This is a genomic window from Thalassospira xiamenensis M-5 = DSM 17429 (assembly GCF_000300235.2).
GTDB classification, from domain to species: domain Bacteria; phylum Pseudomonadota; class Alphaproteobacteria; order Rhodospirillales; family Thalassospiraceae; genus Thalassospira; species Thalassospira xiamenensis.
In genome coordinates this window covers 4191341-4215912 of the sequence record NZ_CP004388.1, presented here as the reverse complement: position 1 = coordinate 4215912, position 24572 = coordinate 4191341, and the positions used below count along the sequence as shown (strand labels likewise).

At 54.2% G+C, this 24572-nt stretch carries 23 protein-coding genes; 16 read left to right on the top strand and 7 right to left on the bottom strand.

What is annotated here, in order from left to right:
- Positions 1 to 48: 48 nt before the first annotated feature.
- Both rpe and TH3_RS19450 read right to left on the bottom strand, forming a co-directional pair.
- Entirely contained in the window at positions 49 to 717 is a 669-nt protein-coding gene (gene rpe, locus TH3_RS19455) for a ribulose-phosphate 3-epimerase (protein ID WP_040061298.1), read from the bottom strand.
- A gap of 126 nt (positions 718 to 843) precedes the next feature.
- Entirely contained in the window at positions 844 to 2193 is a 1350-nt protein-coding gene (locus TH3_RS19450; RefSeq protein WP_007088681.1) for an RsmB/NOP family class I SAM-dependent RNA methyltransferase, read from the bottom strand.
- A 189-nt stretch (positions 2194 to 2382) separates the two neighbouring features.
- Here TH3_RS19450 and TH3_RS19445 point away from each other — a divergent pair, with 189 nt between their 5' ends.
- The 3 genes from TH3_RS19445 to purH all read left to right on the top strand — a co-directional run bounded on the left by TH3_RS19445 (position 2383) and on the right by purH (position 7335).
- Positions 2383 to 3402 (top strand): MraY family glycosyltransferase, encoded by a 1020-nt coding sequence (locus TH3_RS19445; RefSeq protein WP_007088682.1) that lies wholly within the window; start codon positions 2383 to 2385, stop codon positions 3400 to 3402.
- 117 nt (positions 3403 to 3519) lie between these two features.
- Complete coding sequence (locus TH3_RS19440) at positions 3520 to 5478, top strand: polysaccharide biosynthesis protein (protein ID WP_007088683.1); 1959 nt, start codon at positions 3520 to 3522, stop codon at positions 5476 to 5478.
- 279 nt (positions 5479 to 5757) lie between these two features.
- A complete protein-coding gene (purH, locus tag TH3_RS19435) occupies positions 5758 to 7335 on the top strand; it encodes a bifunctional phosphoribosylaminoimidazolecarboxamide formyltransferase/IMP cyclohydrolase (RefSeq protein WP_052268439.1) in 1578 nt (525 codons plus the stop codon).
- 86 nt (positions 7336 to 7421) lie between these two features.
- Here the strand turns inward: purH and TH3_RS19430 are convergent, their stop codons facing one another.
- From TH3_RS19430 to hemC, 4 genes are all read right to left on the bottom strand, one after another.
- Positions 7422 to 8855, bottom strand: a complete 1434-nt coding sequence (locus TH3_RS19430; RefSeq protein WP_007088685.1) for a heme biosynthesis protein HemY — start codon at positions 8853 to 8855, stop codon at positions 7422 to 7424.
- Entirely contained in the window at positions 8852 to 10063 is a 1212-nt protein-coding gene (locus tag TH3_RS19425) for a COG4223 family protein (protein ID WP_233421805.1), read from the bottom strand. The genes TH3_RS19430 and TH3_RS19425 overlap by 4 nt, the downstream gene beginning before the upstream one ends.
- A gap of 366 nt (positions 10064 to 10429) precedes the next feature.
- Positions 10430 to 11221: a uroporphyrinogen-III synthase gene (locus TH3_RS19420; protein ID WP_233421804.1), complete on the bottom strand. Its 792-nt coding sequence runs from the start codon at positions 11219 to 11221 to the stop codon at positions 10430 to 10432.
- A complete protein-coding gene (hemC, locus tag TH3_RS19415) occupies positions 11193 to 12146 on the bottom strand; it encodes a hydroxymethylbilane synthase (protein WP_007088688.1) in 954 nt (317 codons plus the stop codon). The genes TH3_RS19420 and hemC overlap by 29 nt, the downstream gene beginning before the upstream one ends.
- A gap of 263 nt (positions 12147 to 12409) precedes the next feature.
- Between hemC and tsaD the strand changes: the two genes are divergently transcribed.
- From tsaD to TH3_RS19390, 5 genes are all read left to right on the top strand, one after another.
- On the top strand, positions 12410 to 13468 hold the full coding sequence (tsaD, locus tag TH3_RS19410; RefSeq protein WP_007088689.1) for a tRNA (adenosine(37)-N6)-threonylcarbamoyltransferase complex transferase subunit TsaD: 1059 nt from the start codon (positions 12410 to 12412) through the stop codon (positions 13466 to 13468).
- 54 nt (positions 13469 to 13522) lie between these two features.
- Positions 13523 to 14530 carry an NAD(P)H-dependent glycerol-3-phosphate dehydrogenase gene (locus TH3_RS19405; protein ID WP_007088690.1) on the top strand — a complete coding sequence of 336 codons (1008 nt, stop codon included), beginning with the start codon at positions 13523 to 13525 and terminating at the stop codon, positions 14528 to 14530.
- A gap of 101 nt (positions 14531 to 14631) precedes the next feature.
- The gene (locus TH3_RS19400) at positions 14632 to 14910 is read left to right on the top strand and encodes a YciI family protein (RefSeq protein ID WP_007088691.1); all 279 of its coding nucleotides are present in this window, start codon (positions 14632 to 14634) and stop codon (positions 14908 to 14910) included.
- A 3-nt stretch (positions 14911 to 14913) separates the two neighbouring features.
- Positions 14914 to 15327: an EVE domain-containing protein gene (locus tag TH3_RS19395; RefSeq protein WP_007088692.1), complete on the top strand. Its 414-nt coding sequence runs from the start codon at positions 14914 to 14916 to the stop codon at positions 15325 to 15327.
- Complete coding sequence (locus TH3_RS19390) at positions 15324 to 15674, top strand: Rieske (2Fe-2S) protein (RefSeq protein WP_007088693.1); 351 nt, start codon at positions 15324 to 15326, stop codon at positions 15672 to 15674. The genes TH3_RS19395 and TH3_RS19390 overlap by 4 nt, the downstream gene beginning before the upstream one ends.
- 23 nt (positions 15675 to 15697) lie before the next feature.
- Here the strand turns inward: TH3_RS19390 and TH3_RS19385 are convergent, their stop codons facing one another.
- A complete protein-coding gene (locus TH3_RS19385; protein ID WP_007088694.1) occupies positions 15698 to 16360 on the bottom strand; it encodes an alpha/beta hydrolase in 663 nt (220 codons plus the stop codon).
- Positions 16361 to 16534: 174 nt separating this feature from the next.
- Between TH3_RS19385 and TH3_RS19380 the strand changes: the two genes are divergently transcribed.
- The 8 genes from TH3_RS19380 (at position 16535) to pheT (ending at position 24510) form a co-directional block, all read left to right on the top strand.
- Positions 16535 to 17767 (top strand): glycosyltransferase family 4 protein, encoded by a 1233-nt coding sequence (locus tag TH3_RS19380; protein ID WP_007088695.1) that lies wholly within the window; start codon positions 16535 to 16537, stop codon positions 17765 to 17767.
- Entirely contained in the window at positions 17764 to 18780 is a 1017-nt protein-coding gene (locus TH3_RS19375; protein ID WP_007088696.1) for a glycosyltransferase family 9 protein, read from the top strand. Before TH3_RS19380 ends, TH3_RS19375 begins: the two co-directional genes overlap by 4 nt.
- A 248-nt stretch (positions 18781 to 19028) precedes the next feature.
- The gene (gene infC, locus TH3_RS19370) at positions 19029 to 19544 is read left to right on the top strand and encodes a translation initiation factor IF-3 (protein ID WP_007088697.1); all 516 of its coding nucleotides are present in this window, start codon (positions 19029 to 19031) and stop codon (positions 19542 to 19544) included.
- A 40-nt stretch (positions 19545 to 19584) separates the two neighbouring features.
- A complete protein-coding gene (locus TH3_RS19365; protein WP_007088698.1) occupies positions 19585 to 19989 on the top strand; it encodes a response regulator in 405 nt (134 codons plus the stop codon).
- A 349-nt stretch (positions 19990 to 20338) separates the two neighbouring features.
- Positions 20339 to 20536 carry a 50S ribosomal protein L35 gene (gene rpmI, locus TH3_RS19360; RefSeq protein WP_007088699.1) on the top strand — a complete coding sequence of 66 codons (198 nt, stop codon included), beginning with the start codon at positions 20339 to 20341 and terminating at the stop codon, positions 20534 to 20536.
- A 16-nt stretch (positions 20537 to 20552) separates the two neighbouring features.
- A complete protein-coding gene (gene rplT, locus TH3_RS19355; RefSeq protein ID WP_007088700.1) occupies positions 20553 to 20909 on the top strand; it encodes a 50S ribosomal protein L20 in 357 nt (118 codons plus the stop codon).
- Positions 20910 to 21026: 117 nt separating this feature from the next.
- Positions 21027 to 22097, top strand: a complete 1071-nt coding sequence (gene pheS / locus TH3_RS19350) for a phenylalanine--tRNA ligase subunit alpha (RefSeq protein WP_007088701.1) — start codon at positions 21027 to 21029, stop codon at positions 22095 to 22097.
- A 4-nt stretch (positions 22098 to 22101) separates the two neighbouring features.
- Positions 22102 to 24510, top strand: coding sequence for a phenylalanine--tRNA ligase subunit beta (gene pheT / locus TH3_RS19345; RefSeq protein WP_007088702.1), 2409 nt, complete (start codon positions 22102 to 22104; stop codon positions 24508 to 24510).
- Positions 24511 to 24572: the final 62 nt, after the last annotated feature.

Genomic DNA, 24572 nt, shown 5'->3' with positions numbered 1-24572 from the left:
GCCGACCCTATTCATTTCTGAATTGCCAGATAAAGCAGTCCGCCGGGCTCAGTTGCCGCGAATGGCTTTGATGTTGTTGGCGTATTCGGATGGGCCGCCTTTGAAGGTCGCGGAACCGGCGACCAGAACGTTCGCCCCGGCTTCGATCACCTTGGGCGCGATTTCCGGGTTTACGCCACCATCGACTTCAAGGTCGATATCGCGTCCGGTCGCGTCGATCATCTTGCGGATGCGTTTGATTTTTTCAAGCTGGCTTGGAATGAATTTCTGGCCGCCAAAGCCGGGGTTCACGGTCATGACCAGAACAAGGTCAACCATGTCCATGACATATTCGATGACGCTTTCCGGCGTTGACGGGTTCAGCGACACCCCGGCTTTTTTGCCCAGCGACTTGATCAGCTGCAGCGAACGATGCAGGTGCGGGCCTGCTTCGGCATGGATGGTGATGATATCGGAACCGGCATTGGCAAATGCCTCGATATAGGGATCGACCGGTGCGATCATCAGATGAACGTCAAACACCTTGTCGCTATGCGGGCGCAGTGCCTTGACCACATCCGGGCCGATGGTGATGTTGGGCACGTAATGACCGTCCATGACATCGATATGGATGTAGTCTGCGCCAGCGGCATCAACCGCGCGGACGTCAACACCCAGCTGGGCGAAATCGGCGGAAAGGATCGAAGGTGCGATTTTAATGGCGTTTGATGCGGTCATGGCGCGGCAAAGGTCCTGAAGCGGGTTGGGATATGGGAATTTCGCGGTTCTCATACCCCAAAAACGCGGTCCTGTCACCCAAGCGGCGCGAATGGCTGTCTTGATCTGTATCGTTCAAGATACCAATCAGGATTTCTTGACCAGCCGTGCGCAGAAGAAACCATCGATCCCGCCATATTCCTGCATATGTAGCGGCAGGATGCGCAACTCACCGGCATCGTTGATGGCCTCATTCCAACCGCCCAGTTCGTCGGCGGTAATCGGTTTGCGTTCGTAATTCGGGTGGTCGGCCAGGAACGATTTGACCTGATGCTCGCCCTCTTCAGGCTGAAGCGAACAGGTGCAATAGATCAGCTCGCCACCAACATTCAGAAGCTTGTCAGCCTGATTAAGCAGCTTGGTCTGGATCGGCAAAAGCGATCGCATCAGTTTGTCGTTCTGACGCAGCAAAATATCGGGATGGCGGCGAATGGTGCCGGTTGCCGAACAAGGCGCATCAAGCAAAACCGCATCGGCACGCGGCGTATCGGGTGCCAGATCGGTAGCATCCCCGATAACAACAGCGGCACCGAGTTCAACCCGTTCAAGGTTTTCATAGACGCGTTTCAAGCGGCCTTCGGACTTGTCGACGGCAATCGCATTGGCACCCTTGGATGCCAGCTGCATGGTTTTACCGCCCGGTGCAGCGCAAAGATCATAAATGGTTTTGCCTTCATAGGCAGAAAACAGTTTGGCCGGGATGGATGCCGCCGCATCCTGCACCCACCATTTGCCGTCTTTATAGCCGGGCAGGTTGCGGATGCGACGCCCGCCTTCAAGCCGGACCGTGCCTGTTGGAAGGACGATACCGTCCATTTTTTCCGCCCATTCGGCGGCCTCGGCCGGGTCTTTGATCGAGAGGTCAAGCATGGCATAGCCAAGGCTTGCCTGTGCAATGCCCTGGGCCACGTCCGCGCCATAGGCCTTTTTCCATGATCCGCGCAGCCATGCCGGAACGTTCAATTGCCAGTCTTCGACATTTTCAGGCCATTCAAAGCCGTCGCGCTGCAAACCGCGCAAGACGGCATTGATCAGTTTGGTGTACCGATGAAGCCCGGCATCGCGCGCCAGATTAACCGTGCTGTCAACTGCACCGTGATCGGCTGTATCCATGAAAAACAGCTGGGCAACACCCAGACGCAGGATATTGGTCAGTCGTGCGGCGGTGCGATCTTGTGGCGGGTGATAGCGCGGGGCGAGCATGGCATCAATTTCACCCAGATGGCGCAATGTCGTGCCAAGCAATTGACGCAAAAAATTGCGATCCAGTGACGGCAGACCATACCCATGTTTTGACAGAAGCTCGTCCAGTGTGACTTCCCCCCCGCGCAGTTCCTGCAGGGTTTTGAGCGCCAGCATCCGGGGATCGGGAAGATCGGCCGGTTGGCTATGGTGTGGCGCGTGGCGGTTGTCCGGACGGGCGCGGCGTTCTGTCAAAGGAATATCTCCGGTTTCGGGTTGTGGCTTGTAAGTAAGCGCCCTTTGGGGGGCTGTAAAGCACTTAGCCGCGCGATTTCTGGCATGGCTGGCCTGCTGGATATGGTTTGTCGGCTACTTAAAAGCCTTGCGATGGGGACGAGTGCCCGGTAATCCAGACGGATGATTTGAACGGAACGGGCGTTACAGATGTCTTTTGCCGCACTTGCGATTTTTTCCGGCTGCTTTCTGATCGGCTCTATGTTGCTGACCTGGGCGGTGTTGCTTTATCTGCGGCGCAAGGCGATTCTTGATATGCCCAATCATCGTTCCAGTCACGCGGTGCCAACCCCGCGCGGTGGCGGATTGGCCGTGACGCCGCTTTTGGTGTTCATGGTCGGAGCGGTTTTTTTATGGTCGGGGAATGCTGATCTGCCTCAATGGGTCATGCTCGCCGCGGCTGCGGCGCTTGGCATGTTAAGCTGGTTTGATGATCGACATGATCTGTCGCCTGCTATTCGTTTTGCCTGTCAGTTCGTTGCCGTGATCGTCGGTGTGTTCGCGATTGACAGTCCTGTCCTGCAAGGGCTGGTGCCAATGTGGCTGGATCGTGTTCTGGTGGTTCTTGCCTGGGTCTGGTTCCTTAATCTTTTCAATTTCATGGATGGGATTGACGGCATTACCGGGGTCGAAGCGGGATCCATTGGCGCGGGCGTTTTTGCTTTGGCGCTTTTGATGCCGTTGCCTGAATTCATTGATCTTGGTTATATCGGGCTTGGTATTCTGGCGATCATGGCCGGATTTCTGATCTGGAACTGGCATCCGGCGAAGCTGTTTCTGGGGGATGTCGGATCGGTGCCGCTGGGGTTTGTTCTGGGTTGGTTGCTGCTTGAACTGGCGGCACGTGGTGCGTGGATGCCAGCTTTGATCCTGCCATTATACTATCTGGTCGATGCAACCTTTACGTTGATGAAGCGCGGGCTTCGGGGGGAAAAGGTCTGGCATGCTCATCGTGAGCATTTCTATCAACAGGCGACCCAGCGTGGGATGAGCCACGCTGGGGTTTCATTCCTGATAATGCTTGCCAATCTGGCACTGATCCTTGTGGTGTTTTTGCCGACAGATGCGGACGTATCTGAGCGGTTGGCAATAGCTGCAATGATTGTCGTGTTGCTGATTGCGGGAATGAAATTTTTGCCGGTTAAGACTGTCAAAACGCATTCGCCCTGATTGCCGCTCGTTCGGATAGCTTGACTTGTCACAGGCCGAACGCGAAAAGAAAAACCGTGTCCCTGCCAAAGGCTTGCGGCTAGTATGAACCACACCAGTATTCCGGTAAGGAACCGAATGTCGCGTTTATTCCAACGTAGCCAGATTGCCTTTGTCCATGATGTGACAATGGCAGCTGTTTCATTGCCCGCAGCACTTTATCTGCGCGTGGGCGATGGTGTGGTTTTTTATAATCCGCAGAACATTCTGTTTTCAGCATCAGTCTTTACCGTTATCGCCGCAGTCTCTTTCTGGTTTTTTGGCCTTTATCGCGGGATTTGGCGTTATGCGTCTTTGAACGATCTGACGCGAATTGCCAAGGCGGTAACAGTTGCCATTGGCGTATTGTTTCTTGTGTTGTTCCTGACCGCGCGGCTTGACTGGTTGCCGCGATCAACACCGATTATTCAGTGGTTCCTTTTAATGGCGCTGCTGGGGGGATCCCGGCTGATTTATCGGATCACCAAGGACAAAACCTCTGCCCGTGAAATGCTGCGGCAGGGGACGCATCGTTTGCCGGTTCTGTTGATTGGTGCAGGTGACGAGGCGGAAGCCTTCATTCGCGAAACGCGTCGTTCAGCAAATACACCGTTTGATGTTGTCGGGATTGTTTCGCTGACCGATAGCCGCGTTGGGCGCAACATGCACGGCGTTGACGTTCTTGCGACCGTAGATCGTCTTGAGGAGATCCTTGGCAAGCTCGCCAATAGCAAGCGTGGGCTGCCGCGCCGGTTGGTTCTGACCGGTGACGCACTGCGTCACGAAGATATCACGAAATGGGTCGAGATTGCTGATCAAAGGGGCATTACTCTTGCGCGCCTGCCAAAGTTGAATGATCTGCGGGAAGGTCTTGCCGACCCACTGCAAATCCGCCCCGTAGCGATTGAGGATTTGCTGGGCCGTCCGCAGGCGCGCCTTGATCGAGACAAGGTTCGTCAAATGATTGCCGGGCATCGGGTGCTTGTGACCGGTGCCGGTGGGTCAATCGGGTCGGAACTGGTGCGTCAGATTGCTGCCTATGGTCCGGAAAGTCTGACCTTGCTGGATGCGGGGGAATACAATCTTTATGCCATCGATATGGAGATGGCGGAAAAATATCCCGATCTTCCGCGTGAGAGTATTTTAGGCGATGTGCGTGATCGAACCCGGATCGATCAGGTTTTTGCAAAGCAAAAGCCGGAGATTGTTTTTCATGCCGCAGCCTATAAACATGTGCCGCTGGTTGAACACAATCCCAATGAAGGTATTCTGACCAATACGTTGGGCACCCGCAACGTTGCCGAGGCATGCCGTGCGGCCGGGGTTGGCACCATGGTTCTGATTTCAACGGACAAGGCCGTAAATCCGGCGAATGTCATGGGGGCGTCAAAACGTTTGGCGGAATGCTATTGTCAGGCGCTTGAGACGCTGCCAGCGGATCAGCGCGGCCCGACGCGGTTTGTGACGGTTCGGTTTGGCAATGTGCTGGGCTCAACCGGATCCGTCGTACCCCTGTTCCGCCGCCAGCTGGAGGCCGGCGGTCCGTTGACGGTGACGCACGAAGGCATCACGCGGTATTTCATGACGATTGCCGAAGCGGTGGAACTTGTTTTGCAGGCCGCCGAACTTGGCAAACATGGTGTCACCGATGGTGGCAAGATATTCGTTCTTGATATGGGGCGACCGGTCAAGATCATCGATCTGGCGCGTCAGATGATCCTGCTGTCGGGCCTGCGTCCGGGCAAGGATATCGATATCAAGGTAACGGGATTACGTCCCGGCGAGAAGCTTTACGAAGAATTGTTCCACGATGGTGAGCCGCCAGAGCCGACTGAAACGGATGGTGTCATGCTGGCCGCACCGCGGGTCGTTGATTACGCCCTGATCAAACAGGTGTTCGATGAACTTGGGCAGAGCGCAGTCAATCGTGATACCCACAAAACGCTGGAACTGATGGGGCGTCTTGTCCCCGAATTTCAGCCGCCCGAGATTGGGGTTAAATCCTTCTTTGCAGATAGCGATCCGGGAAAACTCGATCAGGCGGTTAGTGGTCAATAACCTGATATCTGTTTAAAGACAGCACGTCTGCGCAGTCCGGCCTGCGGCCATGCAACATTTCGGGGTCCACATTTTATCGTCTGCATGATAAAGCTCCGCGCGAAACATGGTTCGGACTCATTGATCATGTGTCGGCCAGAATGAAAAACATCGGTTTTCATTCATCAGAAGGCCAGTCTTGCCCACGCGCAGCCATACGGAACGGTTTCTTTTGTGGGCCGATATATCATCAATGGGTCCGGTGCCTTCATCACTGACGATCTTTTGAAAGCGAACCCGATGACTGCTCGTATTGCGCGCGCGCTGATCTCTGTTTCCGACAAGACCGGTCTTGTCGAATTTGCCAAATCCCTTCATGAACAGGGTGTTGAAATCCTGTCGACTGGTGGTTCTGCCAAGGCCATCGAAGCGGCCGGTATCCCTGTGAAGGAAGTTGCCGATCATACCGGTTTTCCCGAAATCATGGACGGTCGCGTCAAGACTCTTCATCCGAAGATTCACGGCGGCCTTTTGGGCCGCCGTTCTCTTTCCAGCCATATGCAGGCGATGCAGGATAACGACATTTCGCCGATCGATCTGGTCTGTGTGAACCTTTATCCGTTCGAAGAAACCGTTGCCAAAGGTGCCGATTTCGACACCTGCATCGAAAATATCGATATTGGTGGGCCCAGCATGATCCGCTCGGCGGCGAAGAACCATGAGTCGGTGACTGTGGTTGTCGATCCTTCTGACTACGACCGCATTGTTGCCGAGATGAAAGACAATGCCGGTGCCACGACGGCTGAAACCCGTCGTGTTCTGGCGGCCAAGGCTTTTGCCCGCACGGGTGCTTATGACTCGGCCATTTCAAGCTGGTTTGCCGGTGAGCTTGGTGAAACCTTCCCGCAGCGCCTGAATGTTTCTGCCGAACTGAAACAGACCCTGCGTTACGGTGAAAACCCCCATCAGCAGGCAGCATTCTATACCAACGGTAAAAACCGTCCGGGCGTTGCCACCGCGACCCAGCTTCAGGGTAAGGAATTGTCATTCAATAACCTGAATGACACGGATGCGGCGTTCGAACTGGTGTCCGAGTTTGATGAAAAACCGGCTGTTGCCATCATCAAGCACGCCAATCCGTGTGGCGTTGCCGAGGGGGCAACTCTGATTGAAGCCTATAACAAGGCCCTGTCTTGTGATCCGGTTTCGGCCTTTGGCGGCATCATTGCCGTTAACCGTACTCTTGATAAAGCCACTGCCGAAGAAATCGCCAAACTGTTTGCCGAAGTCGTGATCTGCCCGGATGCAGATGACGCGGCGAAGGAAGTTCTGGCAGCGAAGAAGAACCTGCGTCTTCTGGTGACCGGTGGCATGGCGGATCCGGAAGGTGAAGACATGACGCTTCGGTCGTTGGCTGGTGGATATCTTCTTCAGAACCGCGATGCCGGTCGCGTCAAGCGTAACGCGCTTAAAGTCGTCACCAAGCGCAAGCCGACCGAAGCCGAACTTGATGATCTGCTGTTTGCCTTCCGTGTTGGCAAACATGTCAAATCAAACGCGATTGTTTATGTCAAAGACGGTAAAACGGTTGGTGTGGGTGCCGGCCAGATGAGCCGTGTTGACAGTTCACGGATTGCCGCATGGAAAGCCGAAGAAGCCGGTAAAAATGCGGGTGAAGGCGAATTGCGCACCAAGGGATCGGTCGTGTCGTCTGATGCCTTCTTCCCGTTTGCAGACGGATTGCTGGCTGCAGTCAATGCCGGTGCCACAGCGGTTATTCAGCCGGGCGGTTCAATGCGTGACGAAGAAGTCATTGCGGCTGCCGATGAACACGGTATTGCCATGGTGTTTACCGGTATGCGTCACTTCCGCCATTAATCTTTGGTTTGAACCTTAAGCAAACAGGCCGCAGACATTTTATGTCCGCGGCCTGTTTTTTTGTGTTCACTGGATGGATATCAGGGTCAGACAGCCGTTGCTGGATGTTCCCCTTTTGCGCTGCTGTTCACGGTTTTATCAATCGGATCGGAGTTTTCGATCATTGCCCCATCCCGCTTTATGGCGGCGGGCTGTTTTGGCGTTGCCGGATCGGATGCGGGCTGATCATTATGAACGCGCATCGGTGCGCGCCAGTCAATGCTGCCAAAGGAATGACAGGACGGGCAGGTTACCGCCCATTTATCTGTTTCCGTACCACATGCACCGCACCGCCAGCCGGGGTCGGGATTGGCGTGACTTGCCTTTACCAGCAGCTCGCGTGCTTTTGCGGCATCTTTCTTTTCACGGAATTCCAGATCAGCCAGAAGACGGTAGTGACGTGACTGCGCCTTTTGGGCGATGGCCTTTTCCAGGTTGCTGCGTGCCATGCCCCACAAATCGGCAGAAAGTGCGGCTTCGGCAAGCAAAAGCTGGCTTTCCACATGTTCCGGATTGGCGGCAATCAGCTTCTCGACAGCTTTGACTTTTGCCAAGGCGTCTTCGGAAAGACTGTCCAGATAGATTTTACCCAAGGCCGCGGATGGTGATGTCTGCCAGCTTTGCTGGGCAACGTCGCGCGCTTTCGCAGGCTGATCAATGTCGGCATAAAGCCTAGCCAGAAGAACAGCCGCACCGGTAAAGTCCGGGCGCGCGTTCAAAGCTTTGCGCAAAAGTTTGATGGCTTCGGCATTTTCACCATCCGTTATTGCGTCTTCGGCTTTGGCTGTAATCAGAAGTGCGCGGCGACGTGTCAGTTCATCTTCGTTAAAGATATCTGCCTTTTGGGCATCCACCAGCAGGGTCAGGGCCCGGTCCCAGCGTTTTGCACCCAGTAACAAATCAAATAACGTTACAAGCACGGACGGATTGCGCGGACGCAGGCGGTGGGCCCGTTCCGCATAATCGAGTGCCTCCGACCGGTTATCGGACTTCAGCGATAACTGCAGTAAACCGCGCAACCCGAAAAATGCTGAATCAGGCTTTTCCAGCATTGCTTCAAATTGACGTTTGGCAGCCTCGTTGTTTCCGTCAAGTTCGGCTGCTTGGGCTGTTAACAGGCGGGTCAGGGTATCATCTTCAAGATACCGGTCGACCGCACGGGTATGCTTCAATGCTTGGCGAACATCACCAGATGCAAGTTCCAGCAATCCCATGGTAAGGGCCTGCTGACCTTTTTTGCGACGACGACTGCCCAGAATACGGCCAAGCCAATTGGGAGAATTGGCAATGGCGGACCAACAGCGCCACAGGATGACCAGAACCCCGGTCAGAACAAGAAGGCCAAGGGCGACCATGCCAATAGAGCCATCAAACCTGTAGCCGAGCCAGACGATGGTCATTGTACCGGGATTATTGGCAAACCAGACCGTGCAGGTGACCAGAATTGCAGTTATCAGAATGAACAGGCCAAGACGGATCATTGGCTGTCCCCCGTATTTGCAGACCCATCACCGGTCAGAAGATTGATCGCATGTGCACTGAGCGTTGCGATGGCACCGTTCAACACCTGACGGCTTTTGGCGTCTTCAAGCCACTCGTTGACGGCGGCCTTGGCATTGTCACCTTTGATACCATCAAGGGCGGCAATGGCACCATCAAGATCATCACTTTCAAGCGCTGTTTCTGCGGTCACCAAACGTCCATCGAGCGATTCTTCGCCGACAACATCAATACGCCGAACCGGGATCAGTTTTTTGATATTGGCCCAGGTCGCATCAAGAACACTACCGGAATGGTCGTCACTTGATGCCTGCACGGCTTTCTGTGCCATTGCCGGAAATGACTGGCGCAGCTTTTCGATGGTTGGCGCGCCACGATCCGCAAGCGGTTTCAGGGCTGATATCTGTTCTGCAATGACGGGATCGTCCGAGCCGCTGCGTTCCAGCTGATTAAGCGCGATCATAAACGATCCGCCGCGCTGTACGGCATCGCGCAGGATCGTAACGGCCATGGCAATGGCCTGGCCGCGGCTTTCAACCCGAAGACCGGCAGTTGCCCGCACTTCTTCTTCCATGGTTGACAGACGTGCTGACAGATCGCGCATTTCTGCTGCAACACCAGAAAGTTCGGCTTCGACCCGTGCCAGTTCTTCAATCGGTGCGGTGCGGGTTTCAATTTCTGCCATCCGGCGTGCAACCGTGGAGTTCAGCGAATCGCCGCGTTCACTGTCAAGGCGTTCACGCAAGGCGTTGATTGTACCTTCGAGACGCGACAGGCGTTCGGTCAATGCCGTATCGACGACGACTGTTTCATCATCTTCTGATGGTGCTTTTTCATTGCGGGCAAAAGCATTGTCTGTTGGCTCAGACAGGTTGTCTTCATTACCGATCATTGCATCGTCACGTTCCGGCGCACCAGGCGTTATGCTTGATGAAGTTCCGGGTGCATCATTGGCAGATGTGGATGGTGTGGCACTATCGGTTGTCGGCTCGCTACCAGTTCCTGACGATTGGTTATCCGCCACTTCTGCCGGTGTGATCTCCGCCAGGATTTCAGCAGGCACATACTGGCTCAGGACGGGTTCCGCGTCACGCCACCAAAGGGTACGTGTCAGCCATCCGGTGGCCAAAGCACCGGCAATAATGATCACAAACAACAGGATTGCGCGACCACCACGCTTTTTTTGCACGGTTTTGTCTGTCTTGTCTGTGGCTTGCTTGTCGGAAGCAGTCTTTTGGCTCATACCCGGTTTGATTTCGGGTTTTGCATCTGCCGTTTTGGAGCCGGACTTCTGGCTGTCTGACTTTGAGGTAGCGTTTGACGTGGATGAAGGTTTCGCACCTTCTGACCCACCCGACGTCGTTCCCGGCTTGTGATCAGCAGGTTCTTTGGCAATATTTGCATTGCCCTTGCTATCAATGGAAATGGTTTCGGACGAGCCGGATTTTGTCTCGGCTGGGTCTGTGGAAGCGTGGGTTTTTGGCGTTTCTGGTTTTTTCACGGTCGGACCATTGCAGTTTGCGGTTGTTCCGAGACACCACTTGGCGCGGAAAAGTCAGGCGAATGCGTTCTCTAGTGCCGAAAGAAGGTATTCCTGTGTCGGGTGTTTTGCCACTTCTGTCTTTAGCCATGTAAGGACGCTTAGGCGATCTTGCACTGCCGAACTCAGACAAATTGCACGTGTACCGACCAGATCTTTTTGCAGCTTGTGTCTTTCAATCAGCTTAACAAAGCTTTCCGCCGTACGGGGAGAGAAAAATAAAACTGCATCAATATGATGGGCAGAAATCGCGCTGACGACCTCATTTGGAAGACAATCGGACGGAACGGCATCATACATGGTTTGCCTTCGGATATCGAAGTTTCCGTCTCGCAAAAGTGATCCCAGATCTCCGGCGACCTTGCGGGCCGCAGGATGGAATAACGCCCCGTTTGTCGGATCAATCTGATCTTTGATCAGGCGTGCCAAATCGTGAATGTCACCGTTAGCACTTCGTATATCGTTGAAACCGGCCTGTTGTGCGGTGCGCGCAGTGGCATCACCTACACACAAAGCCGGATAACGCCGGTCATCGCATTGCCGGGTAAAGGCACGCACACCATTAGCAGAGGTAAATATCAATGCCTGCACATCAGCAAGATCAAGCTGATCCGGGTTTTTGGGAAACTCGATCCGCAACATCGGTGCCGAAAGCAGGCGATAACCACGTTGCAGAAGCGTGGTTTCGAGTTCCTGCGAATCGGCTTCCGGTCGGGTATTGAGGATCAATGGTCCCATAGTCTCCCCGCTGATATTCCAGATCGCGCCATTAACCCGACTAGGCCGAGATAAAGTCTGACCCGCCACGCTCTTTGAGCTCGTTACCGGCATCGGTTCCGGCGGCTGCGGCATTTGCCAGGTCCGGATCATCAATCATTCGTTCAGTATCCAGTCGTTCGCTGCCATCCGGGCGCACAATGCTGACCCGTAAACGCATTCTGCCATCCGGGAGATATTCGGCAAGAGCAGCAATAGGGGTGCGACATGAACCGTCGAGCGCACGTAACGCCGCGCGTTCAGCCGTGACGCGGATGGCCGATGCCGGACAGTTCAAAGCAGAAAGCCAGTTGTGCGTCTGGTTGTCAGTTTCGCGAATAGTAATACCGATTGCCCCTTGGGCAACAGCGGGGAGCATGTCGTCCTCGGAAATTGCAGCAGTTGCAACTTCTGGACGGTTTAGCCGGTTCAAACCTGCCATTGCCAGAAGTGTGGCATCCACCTGACCCTCTTCAAGCTTGCGGAGGCGGGTTTGGACATTGCCACGGAATGTCACAACCTTGAGATCGGGATATTTATTAAGGATCATTGCCTGGCGGCGTAAGGATGCCGAGCCGATCACCGATCCCGCAGGCATTTCGGCAAAGCTTTTGTATTTCAGAGAAATAAACGCATCGCGCACGTCTTCGCGCGGCAGGATCGTTGGCAAAATCATGCCATCTGGCAGCACCGTCGGCACATCTTTCATACTGTGAACAGCAAGATCAATCTCGCCACCCATCAGGGCATCATCAATTTCCTTGGTGAATAACCCCTTGCCACCGATTTCCGACAATGCGCGATCAAGAATCTTGTCGCCCGTCGTTGTAATAACGGTAATGGCAATCGCGCCTTCGGCGGCGAGTTCGGGATGCGCTTTCGCAAGCTTGTCGCGGACTTCATGCGCCTGAGCCATCGCCAGGGGAGAGCCACGTGTGCCGATGCGGAGTTTTACGGTATCAGATGTGTTTGTCATGAGCCCGAGTTGTAGTCATAAAACCGATTGAAAACAAGGGCGGTAGCGTATGCCACCTTACCCAAACCGGATCGGATTATAATGATGAATGTCCCTGTTTCATTGACTTATGTGGTAGTGTTTTTTCTCTGACGTTTTTCCTGCATAGGGCAAATGCATTGCCTTGGGGTGGAAAGCGGGTGCTGTTTAGGCTACATCACTGCCAGAATTTTCCCACACAGGATGCGTCAATCTGACGCGACTTATTGCCGGATTTGCAAGAAATGATCGTATTGGGTATCGAAACCAGTTGTGATGAAACGGCGGCAGCTGTCGTGAATGACAAGCGCGAGGTTATGTCCAACAGGGTGCTTTCGCAGCTTGACGATCATCGTCCTTATGGTGGTGTTGTTCCGGAAATTGCGGCACGCGCGCATCTTGAACATCTTGACCGTCTTGTCGCCGAAGCGATGGATGATGCGGGTGTTGATTTTGCCGATCTTGATGCCGTGGCCTGCACAGGTGGCCCCGGTCTGATTGGTGGCGTTATGGTGGGGGCCATGACCGCGAAGGCGATTGCCTTTGCCGCCCAGAAGCCGTTTCTGGCCGTCAATCATCTTGAAGGTCATGCGCTTACGGTGCGCCTTACGGATGATGTTGCATTTCCTTATCTGCTGTTGCTGGTTTCCGGCGGTCATTGCCAGGTCCTGATCGTTGAAGGTGTTGGCCAATACAAGCGGATCGGGACGACCATCGATGACGCGGTGGGTGAAGCATTCGACAAAACCGCGAAAATGATGGGGCTTGGTTATCCGGGTGGCCCTGCGCTTGAAAAAACGGCGGAGGCCGGGAACCCGGACCGGTTTGGTCTGCCCCGACCGTTACGCGGGCGTCCCGGCTGTGATTTTTCGTTTTCGGGTTTGAAGACTGCGGTCCGCATCTATCTCGACGGGTTTCCTGTCGAACAGCAAACTGCCGAAGTCAAAGCTGATCTGGCGGCTTCGTTCCAGCGGGCAGTGGGTGATACGCTTATTGATCGCACACGAAACGCAATTTTCGAATTCATGCGCGATTATCCGACGGGCAAGACTTTGGTGCTTGCCGGTGGGGTTGCGGCAAACAAATATTTGCGGACCCGTTTAACGGAACTGACCGATCAGGCTGGTATGACGCTTGTTGCGCCACCGTTGGAGCTTTGTACTGATAATGCCGCCATGATTGCCTGGGCAGGGTTGGAACGTTTTCGCCTCGGTCAGCATGACGAACTGGATTTCAAGCCGCGACCGCGCTGGCCGCTTGACCCAGAGGCACCAAAGCGTCCGGGTGCGGGCGTGAAGGCCTGAGTTTCTCCAAACGCCAAACTGTTCGAATATTTATCATCGGGATCGAGAAGAACTATGTCGGATAAGCGCATAACGGTAATCGGCGGCGGCGCATGGGGTACTGCGCTGGCTATTCAGGCTGTACGGGCTGGTGCTGATGTTGAGCTTGTTTTGCGTGATCGTGCGTTGGCCGAACGGATCGATACATCGGGTGAAAATGACGTCTACCTGCCCGGCATAAAGCTTCCGGAAGCATTAAGGGCAACAGTTGCTATTGATGGATTGCGAGAGTCAAACGCGGTTCTTCTGGTTACACCGGCACAGCATCTTCGAAGCACTTTGATCAAGCTTGCCCCGCATTGGCCCGAAACGCTTCCTGCCGTTATTTGCGCCAAAGGGATCGAAAAAGGGACCGGTGCGCTTATGGCGCAGGTCGTGAACGAAACGCTTGGCGATGTTCCGGTTGCGGTTCTGTCTGGCCCGACATTTGCCCAGGAAGTTGCCAAAGGTCTGCCCGCGGCGATTACACTTGCCTGTTCCGACAGGAATCTGGGCAAGGATCTGGTGGAACTGATCGGGACGTCGGCATTCCGGCCCTATTTCAGTACCGATGTTATTGGTGTTGAAGTTGCGGGGGCTATCAAAAACGTTCTGGCAATTGCAAGTGGCGTTGTCGCGGGGCTTGAGCTTGGCGATAATGCGCGCGCAGCCCTGATTACCCGTGGACTTGCCGAAATGTCGCGATTGGCGGTGGCGATGGGGGGGCGGATTGAAACCATGATGGGGCTGGCGGGACTTGGCGATCTGACGCTGACATGTACCGGCACGTTGTCGCGCAATTACACCTTCGGGTTTGCCCTTGGGCAGGGGCAGAAGGCTGATGCCATTTTGGCCGAACGACGTTCGGTGACCGAAGGTGTTCATACAGCCGCGTCAATTGCGGCGGTTGCGGCAAAATATGGTATTGAAATGCCAATCTGCAGTGCTGTGGATCAGGTCGCCAACCATGATGCGGACCTGCGCAGCACGATCAATGCATTGTTGCAGCGTCCATTTCGCGATGAGCTTGAAACCGGAAAATAATCCGGTCACATCCAAGCTATCAGCTTTTGTTCGGCTTGAGCCTTTGAGCAGGTTCTGTCAATTTACCGGTATCAAAACCAATTTTGACAGGAAACGATGCCATGCATTTTTACATTCGCTGTGTCGACAAACCGGGGCATCTTGCTGTGCGCAAAGTCAATCGTGATGCGCATCTTGCCTATATCAAGGACGGTTTTGCCGACAGGATCGTTGCAGCAGGCCCCACACTTGATCCCGATCTTGAGGGCATGAATGGCTCGGTCTTCATTATCGAGTTTGATAACCAGGCCGAGGCCGAGGAATTTGCGGCAAATGACCCTTATGGCAAGGCAGGTCTTTTCGAATCCGTGATTATCCGTCCGTTCAAAAAGGTATTCTGATCCATGGCATACTGGCTGATCAAAACCGAGCCGGGAAGCTGGTCGTGGGACGATCAGGTCAGGAAGGGTGTCGAGGGATGGGATGGGGTTCGCAACCATCAGGCGGCAAAAAACCTCAAGACCATGCAGATCGGTGATCTGGCTTTCTTTTATCATTCGGTGAATGAAAAACGGATTGTCGGCATTGTCGAGGTTGTCCGCGAAGCCTATCCCGATCCTACTGACGCCACTGGCAAATTTGTTCAGGTTGATTTCAAAACCGTCAAACCTGTGCCAAATCCGGTGACGCTGGCTGATATCAAAGCTGATCCGCGATTTGCCGAATTGCCGTTGCTCAGACAATCCCGTTTGTCGGTCATGCCGATAGATGATGCATCCTGGACAGCGATTTGCGAGATGGGTGGTGTTTCGGCATGACGGTTGATCTGCCGCCCTCGGGAACAGTGTTATGTGCGCTTTCTGATCTGGATGCGACCGGGGCTAAAGGCATATCGCTTGACGGAAATTCTGGTCGGGCCGGGATTTTCATCGTGCGGGACGCTGCAGGGGTTTTCGGTTACGTCAACAGTTGCCCCCATATTGGTGTGCCGCTTGAACTTGAGCCGGATGAATTCATTAGCAATCTTGGCAATGAGATCATCTGTTCGACGCATGGCGCACGTTTCAGGATCGAAGATGGCCTATGCGTATCGGGTCCTTGTGACGGCGATATGCTGGAACCCGTTGCCGTAAAGATTGAGAACGAGAAAGTCGTTCTGGCCTGAAATTATGCGTCATCGTCACGGTCTTAGGCGACCGTCACCTTTTCGATAAGCTCATCAAGATGTTTGGTGATGACATCAAGCTGATCCGGTTCGGACAGGCGATGATCACCGGTTTTGATCAGATCGATACGGACGTCCTTGGAAACCAGTGCTTCTGTCAGACGAATGGCGGTCTGCCAAGGGACATCCGGATCCTGCATGCCCTGGATAAGGCGAACCGGGCATTCAAGTTTGATCGGATTTCGCAAAAGTAGCTGATTTCTGCCATCCTCTATCAGAGCATGCGTAATCGTATAGGGATCATCGCCATACTCGGTCGGCTCGATCAGGGCTCCGGTCTTGGTGATTTCAGATTTCTGGGCATCACTGAATTGCGCCCACATAAGGTCTTCGGTGAAGTCGGGGGCCGCCGCAATGCCAACAAGTCCGGCGATGCGTTCTTTCCGGGCCAGTGCCGCCAACAGCATGATCCAGCCCCCCATGGAAGACCCGACCAGAATAAGCGGACCCGAGGTGATTTCGTCAATAATGGCAATGGCATCGCGGGCCCACTGTCCAATCGTCCCGTCTTTGAATGCGCCTGCCGATTGTCCGTGACCCGAATAGTCAAAGCGGGTATAAGCCAGCCCCTGCTGTACGCAATGGGCCTCGAGATGGGTGGCCTTGGTGCCGGTCATATCGGACATGAAGCCCCCCAGAAACAGAACACCAGGCTTTTGTCGGCCTTGTACTTCTGTCAGCTTGCCGGGAGTCGCATGGTATGCGATTTTTAATCCGTCAGGCCGCTCGAGATACTGAGGCGTCGGCATGTCATTTGTCATCCGGGAAGGGTATCCTTGGGTGTTAGTGGTTGGAATTGCATGAGCGCGTCAGAGATCAAGACCCAGTCAGTTTATCGTCCGGAACAGCAGGTGCAAGGTTCGGCTTATCGTCCGGCCGTAATTCTGCAAGTTCTGCCGGAACTTGATACCGGTGGTGTGGAGCGCGGTACGGTTGATATTGCGCGTGCCATTGTTGATGGTGGTGGTGTTGCGCTGGTCGCTTCACAGGGCGGTCGGCTTGAGCGGGAGCTGGACCGGTTTGGTGCCCGTCATATTACCCTGCCACTGAAGTCAAAAAATCTGTTTACCATGCGCCGCAATGTTGATGCGCTGGTCGATCTTATCCGTGCAGAGGGCGTTGATATTATTCATGCGCGTTCGCGCGCGCCGGCCTGGAGTGCCTATTTTGCTGCGCGCAAGGCGGGGATTCCCTTTGTTACGACATTCCATGGCACTTATTCCGGTCATAACAACCTGTTCAAAAAGCGTTATAACGCGATCATGACAATGGGTGATCAGGTCATCGCCATTTCCAATCATATCGCGGACCATATTCGCAAATTTTATAAAATGGATCCTGCGCGCCTGAATATCGTGCCGCGCGGGACCAATACCGATTTGTTCAATCCGGAAAATGTCAGTCAGGAACGCCTGATTGCATTGTCAAACCAGTGGCGTTTGACCGGTGAAGAATATGTCATCATGTTGCCGGGGCGGATCACGCGCTGGAAAGGGCATTGTTTCCTGATCAAGGCTTTACCGGCAGTGTTTGAAGCTCTTGGCCATCGGAACGTGCGTTGTCTGATGGTCGGTTCCGATCAGGGGCGCACGGCTTATCGCGATGAAGTGCTGGCTTTGACCAGGAAGCTTGGCCTCGAAGATATCGTGCATATCGTTGATCATTGTGCCGACATGCCAGCGGCCTACATGCTGGCGGATGTGGTTGCCTGTCCGTCAATTGACCCCGAAGCCTTCGGCCGAATTCCATCCGAAGCGCAGGCAATGGGACGCCCGGTTGTTTCGACGGCCCATGGTGGTGCCATGGAGACGGTCTTGCCCGGCGAAACCGGATGGCTTGTTACGCCGAATGAAGTTGAGCAATTGTCTGTCGCATTGACACAAGTGTTGCGGTTGACCCCGGAAAAGCGTGCCGCTTTGGCGCAAAAAGGGCGAAAGCACGTTATCGAAAACTATTCCCTGACCCAGATGGCGGAAAAAACGCTGGCGGTTTATGAAAAGGCGCTAAAAGGCGCCATCAGGAACGCTGCATGACAGAAACGATGACTTCGGACATGTCGCAAGATGCTGAAATTGTCGCGGGTGTGATGCCGGATGCCAGGCAGGAACGCATTCTTGTCATCAAGCTGTCTGCCTTGGGGGACATTATTCTTGCCATGGGGGCGTTTGCCGCGATTCGATCCGCGCATCCGCGTGCTCATATCACGGTTCTGACAACCCGGCTTTATGTCGACCTGATAAAATCAACGGGTTATTTTGACGCCATTGCAATAGACCGGCGGCCAAAGCTTTATCAGGTGCGCGAGGTTCTTGCGCTGCGCCGCTTCCTGCGAAATGGCAACTTTGATCGGGTCTATGATCTGCAAACATCGGATCGCAGCGGGTTTTACTATCGGCTGTTTTGGCCGGGGAAAGCACCGGAGTGGTCCGGAATTGCCAAGGGCTGCTCGCATCCACACGATAACCCGGATCGTGACAGTCTGCATACCATTGACCGTTTGGCGGATCAGCTGCATCGCTCCGGGATCGAAAATGTGCCACCGCCGTTTATTGCCGGATCGGATATTGATCTGGAACGTTTTGGGGTTCGAAGTCCTTTTGTTCTTATTTGTCCTGGCGGTGCCCCGCACCGTCCTGACAAGCGGTGGCCTGCCGAGCGGTTCGGTTTGCTGGCAAAAAAGATTGCCGACTATCGTCTGACGCCGGTGCTGATCGGGACTGATAAGGAAGCCGAGGTTCTTGGCAAAATCGATAGTATGTGCCCCAAGGCGCGAAACCTGATGGGACGTACAGGGTTTCTTGATATTGCGGGACTTGCTGCACGCTCTGTTTTGGCGATTGGTAATGATACGGGGCCAATGCACATTGCAGCAGCGGCCGGGGCGCCGTCTATTGTGCTGTTTTCGCGGGACTCCGACCCCAAAAAAAGTGCGCCGCGCGGGACAACGGACAACGCCGTCAGCATCGTGCGAGAGAATGACCTGAGGGAATTGACGGTTAACCGGGTGATGGATGAGGTTCGTCATCGCCTTGATCTTGTCGATTAATATCGCCGTTTCTGCCATGTCGGTCGTGCGTCATTGAATGCGAAGGACTTCAAGGCTTTGAATACCGTTGCCCAAGGCTAAAATCATTGCTTTCTGATGACGGCCCGATATGCTAGGCAAAGGTCCGTTTTGCAGTACGCATGACCGGATGTGCTTTCCGGCGACTTATTGCATCACCAGCGACTTGTTTCTGTGCTTTTTTGTTTGATTACCAAAGGAGATTATCCATAGCACGACCACGTAAACCGATGCAGCCGACCAAGGAAGGTCCGCGCGTCAATGAGGATATCAAAGCCCGTGCCATTTGTGTCGTTGACGCTGAAGGCAATATGTCTGATCCAATGACGGTTCGTGAAGGCATTGAAATGGCGATGGAAGCTGGACTCGACCTTGTCGAAGTCGCTCCGAATGCCGAGCCTCCCGTCTGTAAGCTGATCGACTACGGCAAGTTCAAATACGAACAAAGCAAGAAACAGAACGAAGCCAAAAAGAAACAGAAGGTTATTGAAGTCAAGGAAATCAAGCTCCGTCCGAACATTGATATCCATGACTACAATGTGAAGCTCCGTGCAGCGCAGAAGTTTCTTGGCGGTGGAGATAAGGTGAAAGTCACTTTGCGTTTCCGTGGCCGTGAAATGGCTCACCAGGACCTTGGTCTTGGCATGCTGCAGCGTTTTTCGGGGGATCTTGAAGATCTTGCCAAAACCGAACAGATGCCGAAGATGGAAGGCCGCATAATGATTATGGTGCTGGCGCCGCGTTAACCCGCGGCGTTTTGCCTTTCCAAGCAAGAGGGAATGCCCCATGGCAGCCGGGAATGATCTTCTGATCGTCGGGGTCGATGACGACCCTAAAAGTCTCGTGCTTCTGAAACGAATCGTCGAAAGTGGCGGATACAGTTTTGTTGGCGTTTCCTCTGGCAAGGAACTTCTGGAAGTCCTGAAGACAAAAAAGCCGCGCATCATCCTGATGGATATCATGATGCCCGGCATGAATGGCTTTGAAACTTCGCTTCGGGTTCGTACGGGTTTCCCTGATCGTGCCTGTGCAATCATCTATGTCACGGCCCGTCAGGGCGAAGAAGATTTGCGTGGCGGTGTCGCCGCGGGTGGAAATGACTTCGTCTTAAAGCCGATCAATCGCGAAAAACTGCTGAGCCGAATCGAGAAGTGGATCGGTCGGGTTCACACAATTAAAACAGCAGTTTAACATATTTCTGCCGGGCTGACATCGATCTGTCGCCAGGTATGAGTGCATCCTGATCGTCCGACTTTTTCCCTGACTTTCACAATACGATTTCGGATCACGCAGATATGCGAGGATCTCTGCCAACGGTGTGTTGTTGTGACCGTTTCAGTCTGATCTTTTACGTAATGTGGTGAAGCAGGGGAAATCGCGGGTAACAGGGGCGAAAAGGTCCTTGAAAAAGGAAGGGGCGGAGTCTATAACCACCCGTCCCCAAAACAGGTGGTGAGGCTGGAAAGATCATTGATCTTTCAGGGCATGCCCAGCCGCCGTGGGGAATTTCGTGTTTCATTGCTTATGCAAGGATAGAAAAATGCCCAAGATGAAGACCAAAGCGAGCGCTAAAAAACGCTTTAGCCTGACCGCAAAGGGTAAAGTTCGTCGCAATGTCGCTAACAAGCGTCACCTGTTGACTGCGAAACCCACCAAGATGAAGCGCCAGGCACGTGGCACGGAGATTCTCTGTGACGCAGATGCCCGCATCGTCAAAAAATTCCTGCCGTACGGTTAAGGCTAAGGAGAGTTAAATGGCTCGTGTAAAAGGGGGCGTGTCTTCTCACGCCCGTCACCGCAAGGTTATCAAGGCTGCCAAAGGTTATCGTGGTCGCCGCAAGAATGCTTACCGCACTGCTGTGCAGGCCGTTGAAAAAGGTCTGCAATATGCATATCGCGACCGTCGCGTTAAGAAACGCCAGTTCCGCAGCTTGTGGATTCAGCGTATCAACGCCGGTGCTCGTGAAAACGGTCTGAGCTACTCGCAGTTCATGAACGGCCTCAAGAAGGCTGGCGTTGAACTGGACCGCAAAGTGCTTGCCGACATCGCCGTGCGCGAACCCGATGCTTTCAAAGCTCTGGTTACCCAGGCGCAGGCTGCACTCGGCTAATAAACCTTTTGCAAAAAGGTTTAATCGGCACTTGCCTGATTTGATCGGGGGCGGCCATATTGGCCGTCCCCTTTCTTTTGTTTATCCCAATTCACTTTAAGCAAAGCATCGGAAGTTATGGAAAACATCGAAGCATTGCGCGAAGAGGTTCTGGCCGAAATCGAAAAAGCAGCCGATTTGCAGGCTCTTGAAGATGTTCGTATCAGTGCTCTTGGCAAAAAGGGCCGCATTACCGGCCTGATGAAAAACCTTGGTCAGATGGATCCGGATCAGCGCCGTGAATTCGGTCAAATGCTGAACACGGTCAAGGATCAGGTTGCCGAGGCGATCGAGACCCGCAAATCCGGTCTGGAAGACGCGGCCTTGAATGCACGTCTGGTTGGCGAACGGATCGATGTGACCCTGCCTTCGCGCATGGACGAGACTGCAGGCCGGATTCATCCGATCAGCCAGACGATGGACGAAATCATCTCGATCTTTGGCGAGATGGGCTTTGCGCTTGCCGAAGGTCCGGATGTCGAAGACGATTTCCATAACTTTACCGCCCTGAACATCCCGCCGGAACACCCGGCGCGCGAGATGCAGGACACCTTCTATCTGCCCGAGCAGGAAGACGGGTCGCGCCTTGTGCTGCGCACCCATACCTCGCCGGTACAGATCAGAACGATGCAGTCGAAAACCCCACCGATCCGGATCATCGCGCCGGGGCGGACATATCGTTCTGATAGCGATATGACCCATACGCCGATGTTCCATCAGGTCGAAGGACTGGTGATCGACAAGAAAACCCATATGGGTCATCTGAAAGGGTGCCTGCTGGAGTTTGTTAAAACCTATTTCGAGCTGGATGAAGTTCCGGTTCGCTACCGTCCGAGCTTCTTCCCCTTTACCGAGCCGAGTGCCGAAATGGACATTGGCTGTTCGCGCAAGGGCGGGGAGCTCAAGATTGGTGAAGGCGACGACTGGCTGGAGATTCTGGGCTGCGGCATGGTTCATCCGCGCGTTCTGGCGGCTTGTGGGCTTGATCCGAATGAATATCAGGGCTTTGCCTTTGGCATGGGGATCGAACGTATCGCGATGCTGAAATACGGCATTCCCGATCTTCGCACCTTCTTCGATACCGATCTGCGCTGGCTGAAACATTACGGTTTCGTGCCGCTGGATGTACCGAACATGGTGAGAGGCTAAGATCATGAAATTCACACTCGATTGGCTGAAGCAGCACCTCGATACCGATGCGTCGATTGATGTTATCGCCGAAAAACTGACCGATGTCGGGCTTGAAATCGAAAGCGTCACCGACCGTGCCGCAGCGCTTAGGGATATCCGTGTCGCCTATATCGAAGAAGCTGGCCAGCACCCGGATGCCGACCGCCTGAAACTGTGCCGGGTGAATACCGGTGATAAAATCATTCAGGTCGTTTGCGGTGCACCGAACGCACGAACCGGGATCAAGGTTGCACTGGCACAGCCGGGCGCGATCATCCCGATTGACGGTTCGAAACTGAAACCGGGTAAAATCCGGGGCGTCGAAAGCCAGGGCATGATGTGTTCGACCCGCGAACTTTGCCTGGGTGAAGATCACGACGGCATCATCGAGTTGCCCGAAGATGCCGAAATCGGTGCACAGGTTGCAACGGTTCTTGGTGCGGACGATCCGATCATTGAAATTGGCCTGACCCCGAACCGTCCAGATTGTACCGGTGTGCGCGGAATTGCACGTGATCTTGCCGCTGCCGGTCTTGGGACACTAAAGGCAGATCCTCGGCAGGAAGCGGTTGCCGGATCGTTCGATAGCCCGGTGGGTGTCACGATTTCAGCCGATATTGCAAAAAATGCCGCAGCCCCGGCTTTTTATGGTCGCTATATCCGCGGTGTTAAAAACGGCGAAAGCCCGGCATGGCTGAAAGCCCGTCTTGAAGCCATCGGTTTGCGTCCGATTTCGGCTCTTGTCGATATCACAAACCTTGTGACCCATGATCTTGCCCGTCCATTGCATGTATTTGATGCCGATAAACTGTCGGGTGACATCAATGTGCGCTATGCGACCAATGGCGAAAAGCTTGCGGCACTTGATAACAGGGAATACGAGCTGTCCGACAGCATGGTCGTGATTGCCGATCAGGCAAAGGCACTTGGCATCGGTGGTATTATCGGTGGCGAAGAAACCGGTTGTGTCGAAGACACGGTCAATGTGTTTGTCGAATGTGCCCTGTTCGATCCGATCAGTGTTGCAAAAACCGGTCGCAAACTGCAGATCAATTCCGATGCCCGGTACCGGTTCGAGCGCGGCGTTGATCCGCAGTCAATTGTCTGGGGTATGGAAGTTGCCACCCGTCTGATCACGGAACTTTGTGGTGGCGAAGTTTCGCACGTGGTCAAGGCCGGGGAAGTTCCCGCGCCCCGGAACAGCTTTGATCTTCGCATTGATCGCATCCGGGAACTGGGGGGTGTCGAAGTTGACGCCGATCAGGCGATTGTAATTCTGAAGTCGCTTGGCTTCGAAGTTACCGGAAATGCGCCCGTTATTACGGCTGTTGCACCAACATGGCGTCCGGATATCGTTGGCGAAGCCGATCTGGTCGAGGAAGTGCTGCGCATTGTTGGATACGACAAAATCCCGACGGTTCCGCTGGAACGTGAAACCAGCCTGCCGGTTCCGGCTCTTAGCCCGTTCCAGAAGCGGGTCGGTCTGACCCGTCGGACACTGGCTTCGCGCGGCATGTTTGAAACCGTCACATGGTCGTTCACGGACTCGCGTTGGGCAAAACTGTTTGCGGATTTGAAACCGGGGCTGTTCCTTGCCAATCCGATCAGTTCCGATCTTGATGTGATGCGGCCCAATGTGCTGATCAACCTGATTGCCGCAGTCGGTCGCAATCAGTCGCGCGGCTTTGCTGATCTGGCACTGTTTGAAGCCGGTCCGGAATTCTTTGGCGATCAGCCGGGGGATCAGCGTCTGGTTGCGGCCGGTTTGCGGTCGGGATCGACTACTCCGCGCAGCTGGACAGGGTCCCGTCGCGATATTGACCTGTTTGATGTCAAGGCGGATGCCGAGGCATTGCTGGAAGCCCTTGGTACTGCCGCAGCCAACGTGCAGGTGAATGCCGATGGTGCCCCGTCGTGGTATCACCCGGGCCGATCAGCCGCCTTGCAGCTGGGACCGAAAAACATCCTTGGCTATTTCGGTGAACTGCACCCGAAAGTATTGAAAGCTTTGGGTGTCAAAGGGCGCGTCGTTGCGTTCGAGCTGTTCGTTGAAAACGTTCCGATGCCAAAGAAAAAAGGCACCGGTCGCCCGTTACTGAATGCGTCAAGCTTCCAGTCGGTCGAACGTGATTTTGCCTTCCTTCTGGATGCGGATGTTCAGTCCGATGCCATTGTCAAGGCAGCACGGAATGTGGACCGTAACCTGATTTCGGATGTCACGATCTTTGATCTTTATGCCGGCAAAGGTATCGAGGATGGCAAGAAATCGATTGCTTTCTCGATCACCTTGCAGCCGACCAAGGCAACCCTGACCGAAGAAGAAATCGACGGGGTTTGTAAAAAGGTTGTCGCTGCTGTCGAAAAGGCAACAGGCGGTTCTTTGCGCGCCTAGGGTTTTCCCCGACAAGCATAATAAAAACGGGTCGCCTGTCTGGCGGCCCGTTTTTTGTTGTC